Raw genomic sequence first — 17,846 nt, 5'->3', positions numbered from 1 at the left:
GTTTGTTCAGTCGCTTTGCTTGAGATGGCTCGCGAGCCGCCGGTAGCCGTCGCGGATGTCCTTCTCAATGGCGGCCTGGACCCTCGCCTTGTCACCCGTCTCGAGGCCGGCGAGTGCCTCCATATGATTGCTGACCCCAACCCGGGAGGTGGCGAATTCCGGATAGAGGTCGTTGAGCGAGGGGCCGATCCGCACCCATAGCGACTCGATCATCAGCATCAAGCGAGGCATCTGAGCGGCTTCGTAGATCAAGAAATGGAACGCCTTGTTGGCTTTGAGGGCGGCAGGGTAGTTGGCCGCATCGAGTGCGGCATTGATCTGTAATTGCAGCGCCTTAAGCTCGGCCACTGCCTGCTTGGTGATGCGTTCGGTGGCGAACCCCGCGGCCAATCCCTCGAGCACCAACCGGATTGCCGTCACTTCATCGAGCGCCCCCAACGTCAGCGGCGGGATAATGACGGTCTTTGGTCCGATATTGACGAGACCTCCCTCGCCGATGAGCCGCATGATCGCGTCCCTCGCCGGGGTCGTGCTGACGCTCAGCGCCTGAGCGACCGCCCGGACCGTAAGCTTCTGGCCGGCCGAGAATTCGCCGCGCACGATCGCCTCCTTCAGTGAGGCATAGGCAAGCTCGCCAAGGCTGGTCTGGCGATCGAGAGGAAGCAAAGGCATCTCGACCGGAGCTTTTGGCAGCAACGAATCAGGGGGGCTGGACAACATAGGGTCACTGTGGGTGGCAGGAGCCGGGAATTCAAGCGGCGAGGCGGGCTTTGTTGCATCAATCCGGCCGAGATTGGCACCGACGCTCGGCAGGCCGCCTGTCCTGCGCCCCAACACCCTCCAAGGTGGCGCGGAAAGGGCCTGAATGACGAAACGGCTTAAATCACTTGACACACGATATTTGGTGCCTGATACATCAAAAGGAAGAGGTCGTGCAAATGGACTTGGTGGCGGTTTCCTTTCGTATCGGCGTGGACATCGGCGGGACCTTCACCGACGTCAGTATTGTGGACTCTGCAGGCCGTGTACATGCCAGCAAATCGCTAAGCCTCCCGGCCGATCCGGCGCAGGGTGTCATCAAGGCATTGCACCAGGCGGCCGGCCAGCTCGGCACAACGCTTCCTTATCTTTTGTCGCATACGAGCCTCTTCGTGCATGGCTCGACCATCGCGACCAACACCCTGCTCGAGAGAACCGGCGCTGTGGTCGGCCTGCTCGGCACGGAGGGATTCCGAGACACCATCGAGATTCGTCGCGGCTGGCGCGACAACCCCTGGGACCATCGCACTCCCTGGCCGGATCCCGTGGTCCCGCGGCACCGCCGTCTTTCCGTCATCGAGCGGATCGACGTCGACGGCAATCCGGTCGTGCCGCTCGATGCCGCGTCCGTGCTGAGGGCGCTCGAGCGACTGTTGGCTTTCGGTGTCGAGTCCGTCGCCGTCTGCCTTCTTCACAGCTACCGCAACCCCGAACACGAGAACCGTTGTCGCGACATCATCGCAAGGCACGCGCCGCACGTCTGGTTGACGCTGTCGAGCGAGCTCGCGCCGATCGCCGGCGAATACGAGCGGGCATCCACCGCGGTGATCAATGCCTATGTGGCGCCTCGCGTGGTGCCGTACCTGGAGGGGCTGGAGCAGCAGCTGCGCGCGTTCGGGCTGCGCAAGCTGCTTGTCGTCCAGAGCAACGGGGGAGTTGCCTCGGTCCCTCAAATTGCGCGGCGACCCGCTGCAATGCTTTTGTCCGGTCCGGCGGCCGCGGCCGGCGCACTCGCCCACTACCAGCACGACGCCGATAATCACGATCTGATCTCGCTTGAGGTCGGCGGCACCAGCTGCGACGTCATGATGATGAGGGACGGCGAAATCGGCATGACCGATCTGCTCGATATCGATCGACTGCGCGCAGCCGTCCCGTCGGTCGAGATCATGACCGTGAGCGCCGGTGGCGGATCGATCGCAACGGTGGACGAAGGCGGACTGCTGTCGGTCGGGCCGCGGGGGGCGGGGTCGCATCCCGGACCGGTCTGCTACGAGCGGGGCGGCGTGCAGCCGACCGTCACGGACGCACAGTTGTTGCTTGGCCGTTTGCGGCCCGGTGCCTACGGCGGCGGCGCGATCGCGCTCAACCGCTGGCTTGCCGAAGAAGCCATCCGCAAGCATGTGGCTGAGCCGCTTCGACTTCAGCCGGTCGAGGCCGCCGCCGGAATAATACGCCTTGCCGAGCAGACGATGCTGCATGCGGTTGAGAATGTCAGCATCGAGAAAGGCTTGGACCCGCGACGGTTCACGCTGGTGGCGGGCGGGGGGGCGGGCGCCCTGCACGCGGCCAGCATCGCCCGCCTAGCTGGCTGTCAAAATGTCTTCGTTCCCCGCCTCGCCGGAATCCTGTGTGCGTTCGGCATGTGCAACACCGATATTCGGTACGATCTGCAGCGCAGCGTGCCGATTGCGCTGGAGCAGCAGCATGGCCCTTACCTGACGCAGATTGGCGATGCTCTGATTGGTGAGGCGGCAGCCATGCTGGAGGGGGAAGGGTTCGGGCCCGACGGCCGCCGCTTCGTCACGCAATGGAACATCCGATACGCCGGTCAACAGTCCGCAATCCCGGTCGCGGTGGATCGCGGAGAGCCCGTCGCCGTAATCGGACAGCGATTTGAAGCGGAGCATCAACGACTGTTTGGCCATACTCAGCCGGACGGCCAGCATCAGGTCGTGTCGATCAAGGTAAGCGGGTTCGGCGCATTGGATCGCGGCCCGACCCGATACCATGCCACTCGCACTGCTCGGGTCGGAAAGCCGGATGACCGCCGCGAAATCTGGGTTGATCCGGATCGTGACTGGCGCGAGGTGCCCGTCTTCATCGGAGCGTCGCTTGCGCCGCGGGTTCTGATCGACGGGCCGGCCATCGTCGAGGAAGCCACCACCACCATCCTGGTGGGAGCGCGAGACCGGCTGCGCGTGACAATGGCCGGAAACTACATCATCGAGCTCCAATAGAGGTGCGGTGTCATGGATCCAGTCTTGCTCGCGCTGATGCAGAAGCAGCTCGACCACGTCACACGCCAGATGGGTTGGGTGATGATGAAGACGGCGCGGAGTCCGATCTTCTCGCAGTCGCACGATTTCTCGTGCTTTATCGGCGATGCGGATGGTGCCGTCGCAGCGCAGGCCGACGGCATCCCCATCCACACGGGTGGCGGCGGATTTGCGCTGCGAGCGTTGAAGGCAGCTTTCGGCCCAGACATCGCCGATGGCGATGTGTTTCTGTCAAATGACCCCTACCTCGCCGGCAACAACCATCTGGCTGATTGGACGATGATGCGTCCCGTGTTTGTCGATGGCGAGTTGTTCGGCTTCTCCTGCAATCGCGCCCATCAGTCGGATATCGGCGGTGGGGTGGCCGGCACCTACAATGCGACGGCCCGGGAGATTTTCCATGAAGGCGTCCGTATTCCACCTTTGCGCATCGCCGAGCGCGGCGTCATGCGCGAGGACATCGCGCGCCTTCTGCTGGCCAATACCCGCTGTCCAGACCTGCTCGCGGGTGATCTTCACGCGATGCTTGGATCGACCAAAATAGGTGCCGAAAGACTGGCTGCGCTGGCGCGGGAGGTCGGCGGCAATCAGGCAACCCGGCTGTTTCCGAACCTGCTCGACTATGCAGAACGCCGCATGCGCGCGCAAATCGCAAACCTGCGGCGAGGTCGCTACAGCGGAACGGACATGAGCGACCATGACTGTTTCGGCGAGGCGAGCGTCACCGTCCAGGTCGCGCTCACGGTGGAAAGCGACCGGCTCACTTTTGATTTCTCAGGCTCCTCACCACAGATCGCCGGGTTCAAGAACAGCCCTCTCGCCAATACGCATTCTGCCGTGTACCTGGCGGTCGCCACGTTCCTCGACCAATCATTGCCGAGGAACGAAGGCGCGTATCGCGCGATCGAGATTGTCGCCCCGGAAGGCTCGATCGTGAATGCCCGCCCGCCAGCCCCTGTCGGATTCACGACCACCCACCCGGCGCATGAGATCATTACGGCCTGTTGGCAGGCGCTGACCGGCGCCGCGCCCGATCGCAGTTGCGCAGGTTGGGGGAAATCGCTCCATCCGGTCTCTGCCGGCGCCACTGCGCAGGGCTCGGTCTTCGTGCTCTATCACTGGCTCGGCTATCCCGCTGCCGGCGCGGTCGCCGAGCGCGACGGCTTCAACGTGCTCGGCACCGTCAACACGCTTGGAGGGCTCGTGCTGCCGAATGTCGAGGATCTGGAACTTTCCTATCCGATCGAGATCAGGCGTCAGGAATTCCGAACCGACGGCGGCGGCGCCGGAAAGATGCGTGGAGGAACCGGCGTCTGCTATGAGGCGCGGCAGCTGGTGCCAACCGAAACCACCTTCCGCGACGAGGCAAGCCGGCGGCCGTCAGGCGCCGGCGTGCTGGGAGGACAGCCTGGCGCCGCAGGCACGATCTGCTGCCGCGCTGCCGACGGAGCCATCATCCCGACGCCGGCCTACGGCACGGTACGATGCGGCCCCATGGAACTCTCCATCGCATCGGCCGGCGGAGGCGGGTGGGGTGACCCGCGCGAGCGCGACCCGGAAGCGGTGCGCCGCGACGTGCTCGACGGGTTCGTGAGCGAGGAGGCCGCGCGCATCCTCTACCACGTCGTCCTCTCCCCCGATCTTGCGGTCGTCGACGCCGATGCGACGGGCCGGGCTCGTGGCAAAAAGCACTCCACAACAACCAACAGCAACACGCTTGAGGAGATCGCGGGATGCGAGATTTCGCAGCAAGAGCCTTGGCCTGCACACGGTACGCAAGTTTCGCTGCGGCCATCGTCGTCATCCAAGCCGCACTAGGCGTTTCGTCGGCCCACGCCCAGGACCGCAACGACACGGCCCGCGTCGTCTGGCCGTTCGAGACGAGCTCGCTTGACGCCGCGGGCCCAGGCGTCCAACGATCAACCTGGGGCGTATCGTGGCACATCTACGACCGGCTTGTCACATACGCGCTGGACGCGCCCCACGACAAGATCCAGCAGTATCGGCTCGACAAGCCGCAAGGCGATCTCGCAGAGCTTTGGGATGTCTCCGACGACGGCAGGATCTATACTTTCCACCTCAGGCGGGACGCCGTCTTCCATGATGGGTCGCAGCTGACAGCCGAGGACGTGCGTTGGTCTCTTCAGCGGGCGATCAGCCTTCCGACGACCCGATTCGTGCTCAACCTGGGAGGCCTCACCAGCGAGGACCAGATCAAGGTGGTCGATGAGGCGACGTTGACCATCACGCTGCCCAAGCCCAACCGCTACCTGTTGCTCTCGCTCAGCACGCCCTTTGCGCCCATTATAAACGCAAGGCAGGTCAAGCCGCATGAGACGGTCAGCGATCCATGGGGGGGAGATTGGCTCAAGAGCAATGATGCGGGCAGCGGTGCCTATCAGGTGATGACGTTCCGTCCCGATCAGGTCATGCTGCAGCGCTTTGACAAATGGCACGGCTCGCCGCTGCCGGCCATGCGATGGGCCGTGTTCCAGACCGTCCCGGAGGACACGACGCGGGTGGCTTTGGTCGAGCGGCATCTCGCCGACGTCGCGATTGGCCTGACGCCCAATGCAGTCGAAGGAGTCCAGCGCCGTGGGCAAGCCCAGCTGCTGTTGATTCCGATGCCGAACCAGTTCGAGTTCATGGTCATGAACACGCAGTCGAAGCCGTTTAGCGATGTGCGCGTACGCCGGGCGATCGCCCATGCGGTCCCGCAAGAGGAAATTTTCCAGAGCGTGTTTCTGGGGCGCGGCAAAAGACTGTTCGGCGATGCCGAGGAGCCGCAAGGCGCGACCTTTCCGCAGCCCCAGTCATTCGCCTACGACCCCCAGCGTGCACGCGATTTGCTGGCTGAAGCAGGCTATCCGAATGGTCTGGACACGACGCTTTCGCTGTGCACGTGCAAGGCCGAATATTTCGAGAACCTCGCGGTGGCTCTCAAGGATCATCTGGCCCGCGTCGGAATCAGAGTGACGATCGACAAGTTTCCCGGCGCGCGCTTTGGTGAGCTGCAGACGGCCAAGCAGATGCCGCTGTATCTCGAGAACCAGGTGGCGTGGCTCAATCTCCCCGACTACTGGATCCGCATCTTCTATCGCGGCGACACGCGCTCGAACTTCAGCGGATACGCCAACCCCGCGCTCGATGCGCTGCTGGCCAAGGCGGATGATGCAACGACCCAGGCCGATTACGACGCCGCATTGCGCAAGATGATCGAGATCGTGAACCGCGACGTTCCGCTGCTGATGTTTCGTCAAGCGGCTCTCGAAGTGGTGATCGGCAAGGACATCGGCAATTATGCGTATTGGTTTCATACGCTCCCCGATGTCCGCTCACTTACCAGGAACTAGGCCCGGATAGGAGCGTGTGCTGCCATGACTGTGGGCGCCCATTCAGGACACTGGAGGACGTTTGCGACGACGAGGGAGTAAATTCAGGCAAAGCCGGTCTTACACGGTAAGCCGTTCTCAAGGAGATTCCGATGGGGCTACTGATCTTTCTTTTGCGGCGTTTGGTGGCGGCCGTTCCGGCAGTGGTCGCTCTCGTCGTGGCGACCTTTGTGATCATGCGCGTGCTTCCGGGCGACCCTGCCGTGTTTTTCGCCTCCAGCCCGGTGCCGACAGCAGAAGAGACCGCCTACGTGCGGCATAAGTTCGGCTTGGACCGCTCCCTTCCGGAGCAACTCCTGATCTACTTCGAGGATGTCGGGTCGGCCGATCTTGGCATGTCATTCACCACCGGACGTCCTGTTCTGACCGAGCTGATGCAACGTCTGCCCGCGTCCCTTGAACTCGCAATGGTCGCGCTCCTTCTCGCCCTCGCTGTTTCCATTCCGCTCGGTGTGGCGGCCGCCATCTGGTCGGGCTCCCCGCTCGACCACATCGCGCGGATTGTCAGCAGTATCGGCGTCTCGATGCCGACATTCGTGACCGGGCTGATGCTGACCTACGTGTTCTTCCTGCGGCTTGGCCTCGCGCCCGAGCCGCTTGATCGCATCGATATGTTCATCACGGCGCCCCCGAGGGTCACGGGCTTCCTTCTGATCGATAGCACGCTGAGCGGTGATTGGATGGCGCTGCAGTCCGCTGCCGGCAGGCTGGTTCTGCCGAGCGTCACAATGGCGATCTTTGTGCTGTCCCCGCTCACCCGCATGACCCGATCTGCCATGCTCGGAGTGCTGAGCTCGGATTTCGTACGTACCGCCCGCGCCATGGGGTTGAGCGATCGAACCGTCTACGTCCATTATGCACTGCGAAACGCATTGCTTCCCGTGCTGACCACGATCGGGATCGTCTTCTCCACGATGCTGGGCTCGAATGTGCTGGTGGAGCGGGTGTTCGGCTGGCCCGGTATTGGAAACTTCGCGCTGAATGCGCTTCTGGCGTCCGACTACGCTCCGGTGCAGGGATTCGTCCTGGTGATGGGATTGCTCCTGGTTGCGATCAATCTCGCAATAGACGTGGCCTATGGCTTGGCTGACCCTCGTGCGCGCAGGACATCATGATGCAACGCCTGTCGGCCCTGTTATCGCATTCCCGCCAAATGATCGCACGCAATGGCGTTTCACTGGGCTCCGTCGGAATTGTGACATTCCTGGTGTTGTTAGCGGCGGTCGGATCCCTGCTGGCGCCGTATGATCCGTATGCGACGGATCTTGCCAATACACTCCAGCCGCCCGGCATGCTCCATTGGTTCGGCACGGATCAGCTCGGACGCGACGTCCTGAGCCGGGTCATCGTCTCCGCCCGCATCGATTTATTCGTCGCGCTCTGCGCTGTCGCCGCGTCGTTCACAGTCGGCGTCGGCATCGGGGGCCTGGCCGGCTATCTCGGCGGATCGTTCGATCGATGGACCAGTCGGGTCGCCGAGATGGTGCAGGTGTTTCCGCTGTTTGTCCTGGCCATGGCACTGGTCGCCGCCCTTGGAAACGATCTGCGCAACATCGTCCTGGCGACAGCAATCGTGAACTTGCCATTCTACGTCCGGCTGGCGCGCGTCGAGGTCGGCGTGCTGAGCACGCAGCTGTTTGTGGAGGCCGCGCGGGTTGCCGGTAACGGCGACGCCCGGATCATCGGCGGTGTGCTGCTGCCGAACGCGATGCCAAACCTGATGATACAGCTCTCGGTCAATCTCGGCTGGGCGATCCTCAATGCGGCCAGTCTGTCGTTCATCGGACTTGGAATTCGGCCTCCGACCGCAGAGTGGGGGATCATGGTGGCGGAGGGGGCGACACAGGCCATGGCCGGCAATTGGTGGCTTATCGTGTTCCCTGGGCTTGCGCTCGCGTTTGCAGTCTTCGCATTCAATCTTCTGGGTGACGTTCTGAGGGACATGTTCGATGTCCGTAGTCGGTAGGATCGCCGAGTGAACAAACGCATGCTGACACAATCCGCCCAACCTCTGCTGAGCATCGACGGCCTGGCGGTCGAATTTGCGACACCGCGCGGGCGCGTTCAGGCCCTCGATGATGTCTCCTTTCAGATCGGACCGGCGGAGATCGTGGGCGTCGTCGGGGAGAGCGGATCCGGAAAGTCCGTCACCGCATACTCGATCCTCGGATTGCTGCCGGCCGAGGCCCGGGTGAGGTCCGGGTCGATCAGCTATCTTGGCCGGGCGCTCAACGAGCTCGGCGCCTCGGAGCTCAAGACGATTCGTGGCAGCGAGATCTCCATGGTTTTTCAGAGCCCGCAGACGGCTCTCAATCCGATCAAGCCGGTGGGTGCGCAGATCGCCGATGTGCTCATGGCGCACAGCTCAGCGGGGACGGCCGAAGCTGCCGCTCGCGCGATCGAAGCATTGCGCGAAGTCCGCATCAATTCCCCGGAGCGATGCGTTCACGCCTATCCGTTTGAGCTTTCCGGCGGAATGTGCCAGCGCAGCGTCATCGCCATGGCGCTGGCCTGCACGCCGAAGCTGCTTTTGGCCGATGAGCCGACCACGGGCCTCGACGTGACGACACAGCGAGCCATCATGGATCTGCTGGTCGAACTGACGCGTTCCCGGGGCATGTCGACCATGTTCATCACCCACGATCTAGGGCTGGCGGCTCAGTATTGTGATCGCGTGATCATCATGCAGAAGGGGCGCGTCGTGGAGCAGGGGCCTACGGGGCAGATCTTTATGAATCCCAGACAGGCCTATACGCGCCGGCTCCTGAGTGCGACACCACAGGCTCATACCAGGCTGATCGATCTGATCCCGGTCTCCGAGCAACGGGTTTTCGAGCCCGCTTCACCCGTGGTGCATGCCTTGAAAGCAAACAAAGCGGTTGGAGCGCCGGTTTTAAGAGTCCGCGGCCTGACCCATGAATACCCTTTGCATGGTGCGCGGCGATCGCTGCTGAGCCTGCTCGGACGGCGACATCGTTCGAACGATGACGGCCGCAACACGTTTCGGGCCGTGGATGGTCTGAACTTCGATGTGGGACAGGGTGAATGTGTCGGCCTCGTCGGAGAGTCCGGATCGGGAAAGACCACGACCTCCCGTCTGATCGCCAAGCTGGTCAAGCCGACAGCGGGCTCGATTGAACTGAACGGTGAAGAGATTGCCGACGCAGATCCCCGCGCGTTTGCCAAATCGGCTGAGCGGCGAGTGGTACAGATCGTTTTCCAGGACCCCGCCGCCAGCCTCGATCCGCGGCGGACGGCGTTCGAGGCGATTGCCGACCCGTTGCTGCGGCTGGAGCGGATCAGAAAGCCCGCCGAGCTTGGCAGGCGTATCAGGCACATTTGCGATCTTGTCGATCTTCCTCAAGCGCTGCTTGACCGGTATCCGCATCAGCTCTCGGGAGGTCAGAAGGCGCGCGTCGGCATCGCGCGGGCGATATCGGTTTATCCTGCGCTGGTCGTGCTCGACGAGCCGACGTCGGCGCTCGATGTTTCGGTTCAGGCCGTCGTCCTCAACCAACTGGACAAGTTGAAGCGCGAGCTTGGATTGTCCTACCTGTTCGTCAGCCATGACCTCAACGTCGTTCGGCTCATGTGTGACCGCGTCATGGTCATGAAGAGCGGCAGCATCGTCGAGCAGGGAAAGGTCGAGGACTTGTTCAGGAATCCCCAGCACCCCTACACGAAAAGTCTGCTGGATGCGATTCCCCGCATTGACTTTTCGATGCAGGCCGAACCCGGTGCGCGACTATTGTCCGAATTTCCTTAGCGGCCGAGAGCTCGGTATGGCGCTGGGGGCGGATGACGCCGCGCCGCCGCGATCCAAATCGGCTCGCCGCTTCAGCGGCGCCGTTTCCGTGCTCCCGTAAACCAGATAAATTCCGGCGATGATGAGGGCCGTTCCGGCAATGAGCTGAGTGGTGACAGGCTCGGAAAGGACGATGGCGCCGGTGATCGCGGCAGACATCGGTGCCGCGGTCACGAAGATCGCGACGCGACCTGCCGAAGCATGTTCAATTGCCCATGACCAGAGGAGCAGCACGCCCGCCCCCCCGGCCGTGCCGCAGAAAAATAGGGCGAGCCAGTCGGGGCCCGTCAGCAACGGGATCGCTTTTAGCGAACCATGAGCAGCGGCGAGCCCGAACAGTACGATCAGACCGCCGATCGAGGCAATCGGGACAATCGTGGTCGCACGGTAGCGCAGCAGCATCGCGCCCGCATAGACGTTAAAGAGAGCCAACAGGATCGTGGCGAACAGAACGACGGCGTCGCCAAGGTTGATGAAGGACCAGGACGTCCCAGCCAACAATCGGTCGGATAGTCCCACCAGGACACCCAGCAATGCGCATAACGCCCCAGCAAGGCGGCGGACCGTACACTTTCCATAGCCCAAAAGAGCGGCTGCCGCCAGCGTGAGGAGCGGACTGGTACAAATGATCAGCGCACCCCGCGAGGCAGTCGTGTACTGCATACTGAGCGTCAGGAGCCACGGACAAATGCCGGCGACGATCGCCCCGAGGACAAGGATGATCGCGCAGTCGCGACGCGTCGGCCAGCGCGACGAATTTCGCAATAGCGGTGCCAGGCATGCAAACGCAATCGCATAGCGCAGCAAAGCGACCGCAAGCGGATCATTTTGCTGGACGACAAACCGGGTCGCTACGAGTTGGGCCCCGTTGGCGATGCTCGAAAGTGTGGCCGCCAAGGCTGCAAGCCCGGTTGCGGATCGAAGGATCGTCATTGGTTCATCGTCCGACAGCCCCACATGACGAAGGCGACATACCGATCACAATGGTCCCGCGCGCCGGATTGTATCGCCCCGAAGAGCCAACATGGCGTCTGCGGCCGGGCGCCCTGGATAAGCGCGACCAGATCTCACGCGGTGCCGCGATAGTGGCGTTTCGACTTCGACGAGGAGATTAGCCCGGCCTGGCATCTCGATCCGCCTACCTACCTTGGCAGCCTCCGGCAGTAATGCAAAAAATTGCAGACGATGCCGGCCGATGCAGGCGCATCTGCGAATCCCTTCGGTTCAGAGATCGACCCAGCGGGCTGGTGTAGCGAAACATTGGGCTTGGCCACCGCGTCGTCCCGAATGTTGGGGATTGCAGCCTGTTTTGACCCGGTGGCTCGCTTCAAATGAAATGTCGACGCCAGCCGTCATCGCAGATAACTGCGCCATGGTTTGCAAGTGGCCAGTCCAAGCAGCGAAAGACCACAAAGTCGGCTTCGGTGGCATCCTTGATGTCCATACGCCATTGCGGGGGCTGGTGCGTAGGCATCGGGAACTCTCCGCGCGGCGGACGGTGACGTGCCAGGCCTTTGCTGTCGGCTATCGGTCAATCCTGCTCGCGTTCGCGAAAGCGAAACCTGATCCAATCCAAGCTGGGATCTTGCCGAGCCGATAGCCCGAAGTCGAACCGCGGCGCTGATCGGAGTTTATCCCGACCGCCGCAACCGCAGCTGGCGTTGAGATCATGCGCCGATGCGCCTGCCTTTGTTGGCGGCATCTTCGGCGCGGAACTTGGGGTCACGCGACGAGCGCCAGCTTCGACTCGAGAATCGCATTGCGGATCCCGGTGCGACGGCGGACGGCTTCCAGTGTCGACGGCGATACATCAATATAGGCGGCGGCCGTCTCGTGTCCATTCAGGCGCAGCGTTGGTCCGGCTTGGACGACAGGGCAGCCATTTGCCGCGATGACGTATTTGAAAATCCGGATCGGCATGACCCCGAGATATTGTGCGATGCCGGCTGCAATTCCAAATTCCTGGCATCCCAGTATCAGCTGCGCGACGACGCTCCGGCGACTGGCTGCGTCGAGGTCGCGGTCGCAGCCGAACCGGGATGCTTCCCAGACCGAGGCGCAATGCGGCAACTCCGCATTGACAAGAGTAGGCCATAGCGTCTCGACCATATAAGGACGGGTGGTCGGTACCAGACGCACGCTGCCGAGTGCGCGATGCTGCTCGTCGACGGTCAGGATGTAGGTCGCGGCGGGAGTGTCAAACTCATCATACTCGATCTGCCTGTAGTTCGGCACGCTCCACTTCTGTCGTGCGACGAACATCTTGTAGCGTAACCGATGATGTGAGATCCAAGCCTCGCCATGCTGGTGAGCGGTCTCCCAGGTGACAGCTACGGTACGCATACGCTCAGTCCGGTTGCGATGCCAGGAAACACCACAATAGCCGATTGATGGTCAGCAGGGGAAACTACCAAATCAAGTAGGGACATGGTCTTGAAAATATCTTCTGATTGCCGCGTATCATGGCATCCTAACGCGCCGCTGGGCTGAAGACGGACAAATCAGGCGGAAATAACGATTAAAGTCCGTCATCGCTCAGAAAGAGTATTATACTGAAAACGCAACCATGCTATTCGCAAGGCTCGGAACTGCCTGTCTCACCACGCGCTGATGCCGATCTGCAGACGGCGGCGGCTTTGCACGGGTCGCGCAGGGGCATTTGCATGATGTTTGAGCCTCATCAAGCTCCTGGCCAAGCGTCGGCGAATCAGACGCCGGTCGCCTCGGCCGCCGGGACCTTTCGCGTGGAGGCCTGCGCTTAGGTCATGCCAGCCATCGAATGCTAACGCCACTGGATCGGCAGAAAGGGGTTGAGCGGGAGGCCATCAAGCATGGGTCGCGAAACGGCCGCAGTCCGAATCTATGGCTGGCTTAATGCAGCACAGCCGACAAGCGCCGTGAGCTTCCGGCTCAGCCCTCGCGATGATTGCAACTGGCGAGGCGCGATGGGCGCGCGCAGAGCAAGCCGGGCCTTCCTGCGTTCTCCCATGCGCCGCGGCCTCGTCCGTTAGTCTCTTCACGCGTTTTCCGAAGTGATATTTGTTTCAATGCGCCGGCGCTGCCGTCCTCTACGGTCTCGAAGCGGGCTTGAGCGAGCTCCCGCGAGGCGGCGCCGCATATCGCCTGCTGACAGCGTGGCAAAAGAATATTCTGGGAAGCGTGGCTTGCGAAGAATAACGGCCTGATACAAATTCTACCCAAAGGCGAATTGTTATGTTGCAGCACAATTGCACGAAAACGTCAGAAGTGCTAAGCAGCGTATGCCGACGGACTTTCTCTCTGGGCCGTGCGGGGGCCTTGTCGTATCGCGGTTCGGAAGTCCAACCAGAGCCGAGCCAGAGGCTTGCAGCGAGAAGAACAGAAAAAGGGCTCCCGTGACCAAGCTCGAACGGGGACACGCCATACCGGCGACGAGGCCGGTGTCTTGAGGCGCCAAATGGAACTTTTCGGCTTCATCGAATGCGCGAAACAAACCCAGTCCCTCTCAGCTCTGTTCGACCTTCTGGTCAAGTGCGCGACCGAGCAGGGGTTCACGGAGGTTGCCTACGGTGCGCTTACCTATAGCGAGCCGCTTTGTCAGCTCAAGCATCCGCCGCCCGCCGTGGCCTTGAATTTTCCAGCGCAATGGTGCGATCGCTATTTTGAGCGCAAGTACCACGCGATGGATCCAGTGGTCACACGGACTCCGACGATTTCGGGTCCATTCCTGTGGGATCAACTCGCCGATCGATGCCAACTGCACCCGAGTGAACAGGCGGTGCTGGATGAAAGCCGAGAAGCGGGTCTGAAGCATGGCATCAGCGTGCCGTTGTTTGGGCCCTGGGGGCAAGTTTCTGTGGTGTCGTTCGCATCCCAATTCGATGATGCGGACCCGTTGGATCGAATGAGTTACCTCAACGCGCTGGCTTGGCAATTTCACATCGCGGTCAAGGAAATGGCGCCACCTGCCCAGAACGGCAAACCAAGAGTGCAGCTGTCCAGGAGGGAAGCCGATTGTCTGCGGTGGACGGCTGAGGGAAAATCGTCTTGGGATATCGGAATGATTCTGAACATCAGCGAAAATACGGTCAATTTTCATATCAAGAACGCGATGAGAAAGCTTGGAACGACAAGCCGCACAGTGGCGGTCGTGTCGGCCATTCGTCTCAATCTGATTGAGCTTCCGGGCCGACCAAATGCGGTCATGCCGATATAGTGAGCTGTCGTATGACGATTTTACGAGCGACCTGGAGGCATTGAAGTCAAGACAGATCGGCTCTGATGGAGGTGCGAGACCTGAGCACCGGCTAATAGGACCATCCTGTTGGGCGGATCCACCAATTGGAGCCGGTCATCGGCGATCGGATCTGTTGCGCGCCAGTCCATACACCTACCATCGGCGATGTGGTTCACGCTCCGCTTGCGCGTTCGAAGAGGAGGATTCCTTGAGATGGGCGAAGGCGCCGGGCATTGTTCTGTGCTCGAAGTTGTGAGCGGCATTGGCCTTGGATCGTGCGTCGTCCGTAGACGGCTGCTGCAGGCATTTCTGGCCCGGGTGCGTGATGGATCCAACCATCTAACCACCACAAGGAGCGGCTGTAAGCGCGCAAAGCCGGAAGCGCCGTAGCTTACAAAGTCCCTTTGCCTATGAGGCCGCATCCGAGCAGTGCGATCTCCAACATGGTGGAGGGCCTCCTCCTGCGCAGCTGGGTTCGCCGTCGACGACGCGCAATCGGCGCAGCGAGCGATATGACGGAAGCTGCGCGTGGGCACGCACCGCCAACTCGCCAAGTACATCGCTTCTCACCGCCCGCGAGAACGGGCAGTTTCGGCAAAATTTTTTCCGTAAACTCGCGTCCAACAAGAATACAACCTATGCGAGAGGTGCCGCTCTTTGCTTTGATGGGCATCTGATATGCATAACCGTCGATTAATTTTATGGTATGAGTCGAGCAGGGCTTTCTCCGCCCGTGTCCAGGACATCAACTGGCATCGAGAAGGGTCAGAAGCGGTGTTGCATCGACGCAATTTACTGGCGCTCCCGATCTGCTTGATGTGGGCGCCATTAGAGAATGTCTGGGCGCAGCAGTCGAAGTCAGAAGCGCCCTCGATGCGAGTGGCTGTTGGCGGCAAGGCATTCCTGCAATACGCGCCACTGACCATTGCCAAGCGGCTGGGTTATTTCAAAGAGGCCGGAGTCGACATCGAGATTGTCGACGTTGCGGGTGGGGCGAGGGCGCTTGAAGCTCTCGTCGGCGGAAGCGCTGAGGTCACCGCCGGGGCCTTCGATCATACGATTCAAATGCAGGCCAAGAACCAGGAGATTGTCGGAATCGTACTCTTCGGCCGTCATCCGACGTTTGCGCTGGCGGTTCGGAGCGAGAAAGCCTCAGCATACCGAGACGCGCGAGACTTGAAGGGCATGAAAGTCGGTGTCACTGCGCTCGGGTCCCAGACACAATTCATGATCGAATATCTGGCCATCCGGGCGGGTCTTGCGCCGTCCGAGATATCATTCGTCAGCGTCGGAGGGGGGGCCGGCGCGATTGCGGCCATACGTCATGGCGCGGTCGATGCGGTTGTGACGGGAGAACCAGCACTCACTACGCTTGTCTCCGCGGGGGACGTCAAAATCGTCGCCGATACCCGGACGAGTGCTGGAACAATCGGACTTTTCGGAGGCCTCTATCCATCTGGAACAATGTACGCACGAGCAGATTTCATTGCTCGAAATCCGCAGACCATCCAAGCCTTCGCCAACGCGATGGTGCGGGCGTTGATATGGATTGATCAAGCGACGGCGGAGAACATCGCCGATGTTCTGCCCGCCGAGTGGGCCGGCTCGGACCGCGAACTCTTCCTCGCCTCGATTCGCGGTACAAGGGATATGTTTTCCCCAGACGGAAAGTTCAGCCTCGACGAGGCGGAGGTGGCGTTTCATGTGCTGTCGACCGTTGATCCGAGTCTGCGGGGCGCAAAGATCGATCTCGAAGCCACTTTTACCAATGCGTTCGTGGACAAAGCCCACGCCATCCTTGTCCAAAAATAGTCAGATGATGTGGGCCTGGGCGACCTGATGTCGGCTCTGCGCGAAAGAGGGAGACAATATCGTGCCACGTCTCTCCCAAGCCGGGCGGCTCTTACAGGGTGTCGTGCGTAAACCAAGCAGGGCGCAGGAAGGTGTGAAAAGCAGGACAAAGCGGATACCCGCGCTACCAGCACCGCTCTTGAAGAAGCGTCGCGACATCCCGCTTCATCACCAGGTCTTTCTGGTGCTGCAGGATGGGATCGCCGAACGCCGTTATGCGCCGAGCGAAGCGCTGCCCGCGGAGGAAGAACTCGCGAAGCTTTTCGGGGTATCGCGCGTGACGATCAGGGCCGCCATGGAGACACTTGACGCGCTCGGCTTGGTCGAGCGTCGACAAGGCGTCGGTACGTTTGTGCGGGAGCTTCCCCGACCAGAGCCTTTGACCATCCCGATGATGGATCTGCTGGCGCGAAGTCGTGAAATCGTCCGCACAACGACCGCCCATGTGGTCGAGTTCGGGTTTGAGCCCGCGCCTCGACATGTGTGCGCCCATTTTCACGCCGGCCCCAATGAGCTGTTCCAGAGGGCAGTTCGCATTCGAACCATGCGGGACCGCCCAATCATGCAGGTGACCACCTACATCCCCGAGTCCATCGGGCGCCAATTCGGCCGCGATGATCTGGAAGGCGGTTCACTCTACGCGATTTTGGCGCGGTTCGGCATTACGTTTGCTTCAGGCGAACAGCTCGTGACCGCCGCCGCCGCGGATCCGGTCGTCGCCGGGCGGCTGAATGTGGCGATTGGTGCTCCGCTCTTGAAGGTCATGCGGGTCCACGTTGATGTCATGGGACGTCCGATCCAGCACTTTGAGTTGCTGGCGCCACCGGCCACCTATCAATTGCGTATGCCGCTCAAAGGAGCTGATTTGCAAGGATGAAACAGTTCGCCTCGATGCGCAGTGCCAAGAAAAGCAGCGCTGCGTTGCCAAACCTGCAAGCGCGCGCGATCCATCGGAATATGGCCGAACGCCGGGCTCGATCTCGCATCTTCAGGGCCGACCGGGATCGAGGGTTTGTGAAAAATTCCGCTTCCGACGAACGAAGCCAACGCCAGCGGGAGCTCACACAACACGGCCCAGCACATCCGAAATGACATCCGAACCGCTTCCTCGGGCTTTCCCCCGCTTCGGGTCGACCGTGCCGCATTATTTGGCTGGGCGCCCGAACTATGCACCATCACTTATTCGGATCGTGAGGCAGCAATTGGATTTGTCAGACCGACATCGCCTGCTTGATCTCGGCTGCGGGCCCGGTTGGCTTGCCATTGCGTTTGCGCCGTTTGTCGGAGCGGTCGTTGCGATGGATCCAGAGCCTACCATGCTTGCCGCCGCTCACGATGCGGCAGCCGAAGCCAACGTGCAAATTGAGTTGATCGAAGGGAGCTCTTATGACCTGGAATCTCATCTTGGAAGGTTTCAGGCGGTGACAATCGGGCGGGCCTTTCACTGGATGGACCGCTGCGACGCGTTGCGGAGGCTCGATGCGTTGATCGAGCCGGATGGTGCCGTCATTCTATTCAAAGATGTCCATCCGGAAGTTCCCGAA

At 61.4% G+C, this 17,846-nt stretch carries 13 protein-coding genes; 10 read left to right on the top strand and 3 right to left on the bottom strand.

The features are described from left to right. Positions 1–6: 6 nt before the first annotated feature. Positions 7–672 carry a GntR family transcriptional regulator gene (locus WCB02_RS10055; protein WP_423957928.1) on the bottom strand — a complete coding sequence of 222 codons (666 nt, stop codon included), beginning with the start codon at positions 670–672 and terminating at the stop codon, positions 7–9. A gap of 266 nt (positions 673–938) precedes the next feature. Between WCB02_RS10055 and WCB02_RS10050 the strand changes: the two genes are divergently transcribed. The 6 genes from WCB02_RS10050 to WCB02_RS10025 all read left to right on the top strand — a co-directional run bounded on the left by WCB02_RS10050 (position 939) and on the right by WCB02_RS10025 (position 10,196). Then, complete coding sequence (locus WCB02_RS10050; RefSeq protein ID WP_423957911.1) at positions 939–2,999, top strand: hydantoinase/oxoprolinase family protein; 2,061 nt, start codon at positions 939–941, stop codon at positions 2,997–2,999. Positions 3,000–3,023: 24 nt separating this feature from the next. After that, positions 3,024–4,856 carry a hydantoinase B/oxoprolinase family protein gene (locus WCB02_RS10045; protein WP_423957909.1) on the top strand — a complete coding sequence of 611 codons (1,833 nt, stop codon included), beginning with the start codon at positions 3,024–3,026 and terminating at the stop codon, positions 4,854–4,856. Then, on the top strand, positions 4,772–6,391 hold the full coding sequence (locus WCB02_RS10040; RefSeq protein ID WP_423957907.1) for an ABC transporter substrate-binding protein: 1,620 nt from the start codon (positions 4,772–4,774) through the stop codon (positions 6,389–6,391). The genes WCB02_RS10045 and WCB02_RS10040 overlap by 85 nt, the downstream gene beginning before the upstream one ends. A 131-nt stretch (positions 6,392–6,522) precedes the next feature. Beyond that, positions 6,523–7,545, top strand: a complete 1,023-nt coding sequence (locus tag WCB02_RS10035; protein ID WP_423957905.1) for an ABC transporter permease — start codon at positions 6,523–6,525, stop codon at positions 7,543–7,545. Further along, positions 7,545–8,396 carry an ABC transporter permease gene (locus WCB02_RS10030; RefSeq protein ID WP_423957902.1) on the top strand — a complete coding sequence of 284 codons (852 nt, stop codon included), beginning with the start codon at positions 7,545–7,547 and terminating at the stop codon, positions 8,394–8,396. Before WCB02_RS10035 ends, WCB02_RS10030 begins: the two co-directional genes overlap by 1 nt. 21 nt (positions 8,397–8,417) lie before the next feature. Further along, positions 8,418–10,196 (top strand): dipeptide ABC transporter ATP-binding protein, encoded by a 1,779-nt coding sequence (locus tag WCB02_RS10025; RefSeq protein WP_423957901.1) that lies wholly within the window; start codon positions 8,418–8,420, stop codon positions 10,194–10,196. Here WCB02_RS10025 and WCB02_RS10020 read toward each other — a convergent pair. Together WCB02_RS10020 and WCB02_RS10015 are read right to left on the bottom strand one after the other, a co-directional pair. After that, the gene (locus WCB02_RS10020; protein ID WP_423957899.1) at positions 10,176–11,168 is read right to left on the bottom strand and encodes a DMT family transporter; all 993 of its coding nucleotides are present in this window, start codon (positions 11,166–11,168) and stop codon (positions 10,176–10,178) included. The genes WCB02_RS10025 and WCB02_RS10020 overlap by 21 nt on opposite strands. A 789-nt stretch (positions 11,169–11,957) precedes the next feature. Further along, positions 11,958–12,578: an acyl-homoserine-lactone synthase gene (locus WCB02_RS10015; RefSeq protein ID WP_423957897.1), complete on the bottom strand. Its 621-nt coding sequence runs from the start codon at positions 12,576–12,578 to the stop codon at positions 11,958–11,960. A gap of 1,093 nt (positions 12,579–13,671) precedes the next feature. On the opposite strand from WCB02_RS10015, the gene WCB02_RS10010 reads away from it, so the two are divergent. From WCB02_RS10010 to WCB02_RS09995, 4 genes are all read left to right on the top strand, one after another. After that, the gene (locus tag WCB02_RS10010) at positions 13,672–14,430 is read left to right on the top strand and encodes an autoinducer binding domain-containing protein (protein WP_423957895.1); all 759 of its coding nucleotides are present in this window, start codon (positions 13,672–13,674) and stop codon (positions 14,428–14,430) included. Positions 14,431–15,225: 795 nt separating this feature from the next. Beyond that, complete coding sequence (locus tag WCB02_RS10005) at positions 15,226–16,263, top strand: ABC transporter substrate-binding protein (protein WP_423957893.1); 1,038 nt, start codon at positions 15,226–15,228, stop codon at positions 16,261–16,263. A 61-nt stretch (positions 16,264–16,324) separates the two neighbouring features. Further along, a complete protein-coding gene (locus WCB02_RS10000; protein WP_423957891.1) occupies positions 16,325–17,179 on the top strand; it encodes a GntR family transcriptional regulator in 855 nt (284 codons plus the stop codon). Positions 17,180–17,390: 211 nt separating this feature from the next. Beyond that, on the top strand, positions 17,391–17,846 hold a 456-nt coding region (locus WCB02_RS09995), incomplete at its 3' end, for a class I SAM-dependent methyltransferase (protein WP_423957889.1).

Source organism: Bradyrhizobium sp. (assembly GCF_049581145.1).
In the GTDB taxonomy this organism is placed as follows: domain Bacteria; phylum Pseudomonadota; class Alphaproteobacteria; order Rhizobiales; family Xanthobacteraceae; genus Bradyrhizobium.
Note: the sequence above shows the minus strand (reverse complement) of the source record. Positions and strands in the feature narration are given on the sequence as shown.

Bases quoted from the DNA above. Each gene is read 5' to 3' on its own strand.
- WCB02_RS10055 (WP_423957928.1), bottom strand. From the start codon at position 672: ATGCCTTTGCTTCCTCTCGATCGCCAGACCAGCCTTGGCGAGCTTGCC.
- WCB02_RS10050 (WP_423957911.1), top strand. From the start codon at position 939: ATGGACTTGGTGGCGGTTTCCTTTCGTATCGGCGTGGACATCGGCGGG.
- WCB02_RS10040 (WP_423957907.1), top strand. From the start codon at position 4,772: ATGCGAGATTTCGCAGCAAGAGCCTTGGCCTGCACACGGTACGCAAGT.
- WCB02_RS10035 (WP_423957905.1), top strand. From the start codon at position 6,523: ATGGGGCTACTGATCTTTCTTTTGCGGCGTTTGGTGGCGGCCGTTCCG.
- WCB02_RS10030 (WP_423957902.1), top strand. From the start codon at position 7,545: ATGCAACGCCTGTCGGCCCTGTTATCGCATTCCCGCCAAATGATCGCA.
- WCB02_RS10025 (WP_423957901.1), top strand. From the start codon at position 8,418: ATGCTGACACAATCCGCCCAACCTCTGCTGAGCATCGACGGCCTGGCG.
- WCB02_RS10020 (WP_423957899.1), bottom strand. From the start codon at position 11,168: ATGACGATCCTTCGATCCGCAACCGGGCTTGCAGCCTTGGCGGCCACA.
- WCB02_RS10015 (WP_423957897.1), bottom strand. From the start codon at position 12,578: ATGCGTACCGTAGCTGTCACCTGGGAGACCGCTCACCAGCATGGCGAG.
- WCB02_RS10010 (WP_423957895.1), top strand. From the start codon at position 13,672: ATGGAACTTTTCGGCTTCATCGAATGCGCGAAACAAACCCAGTCCCTC.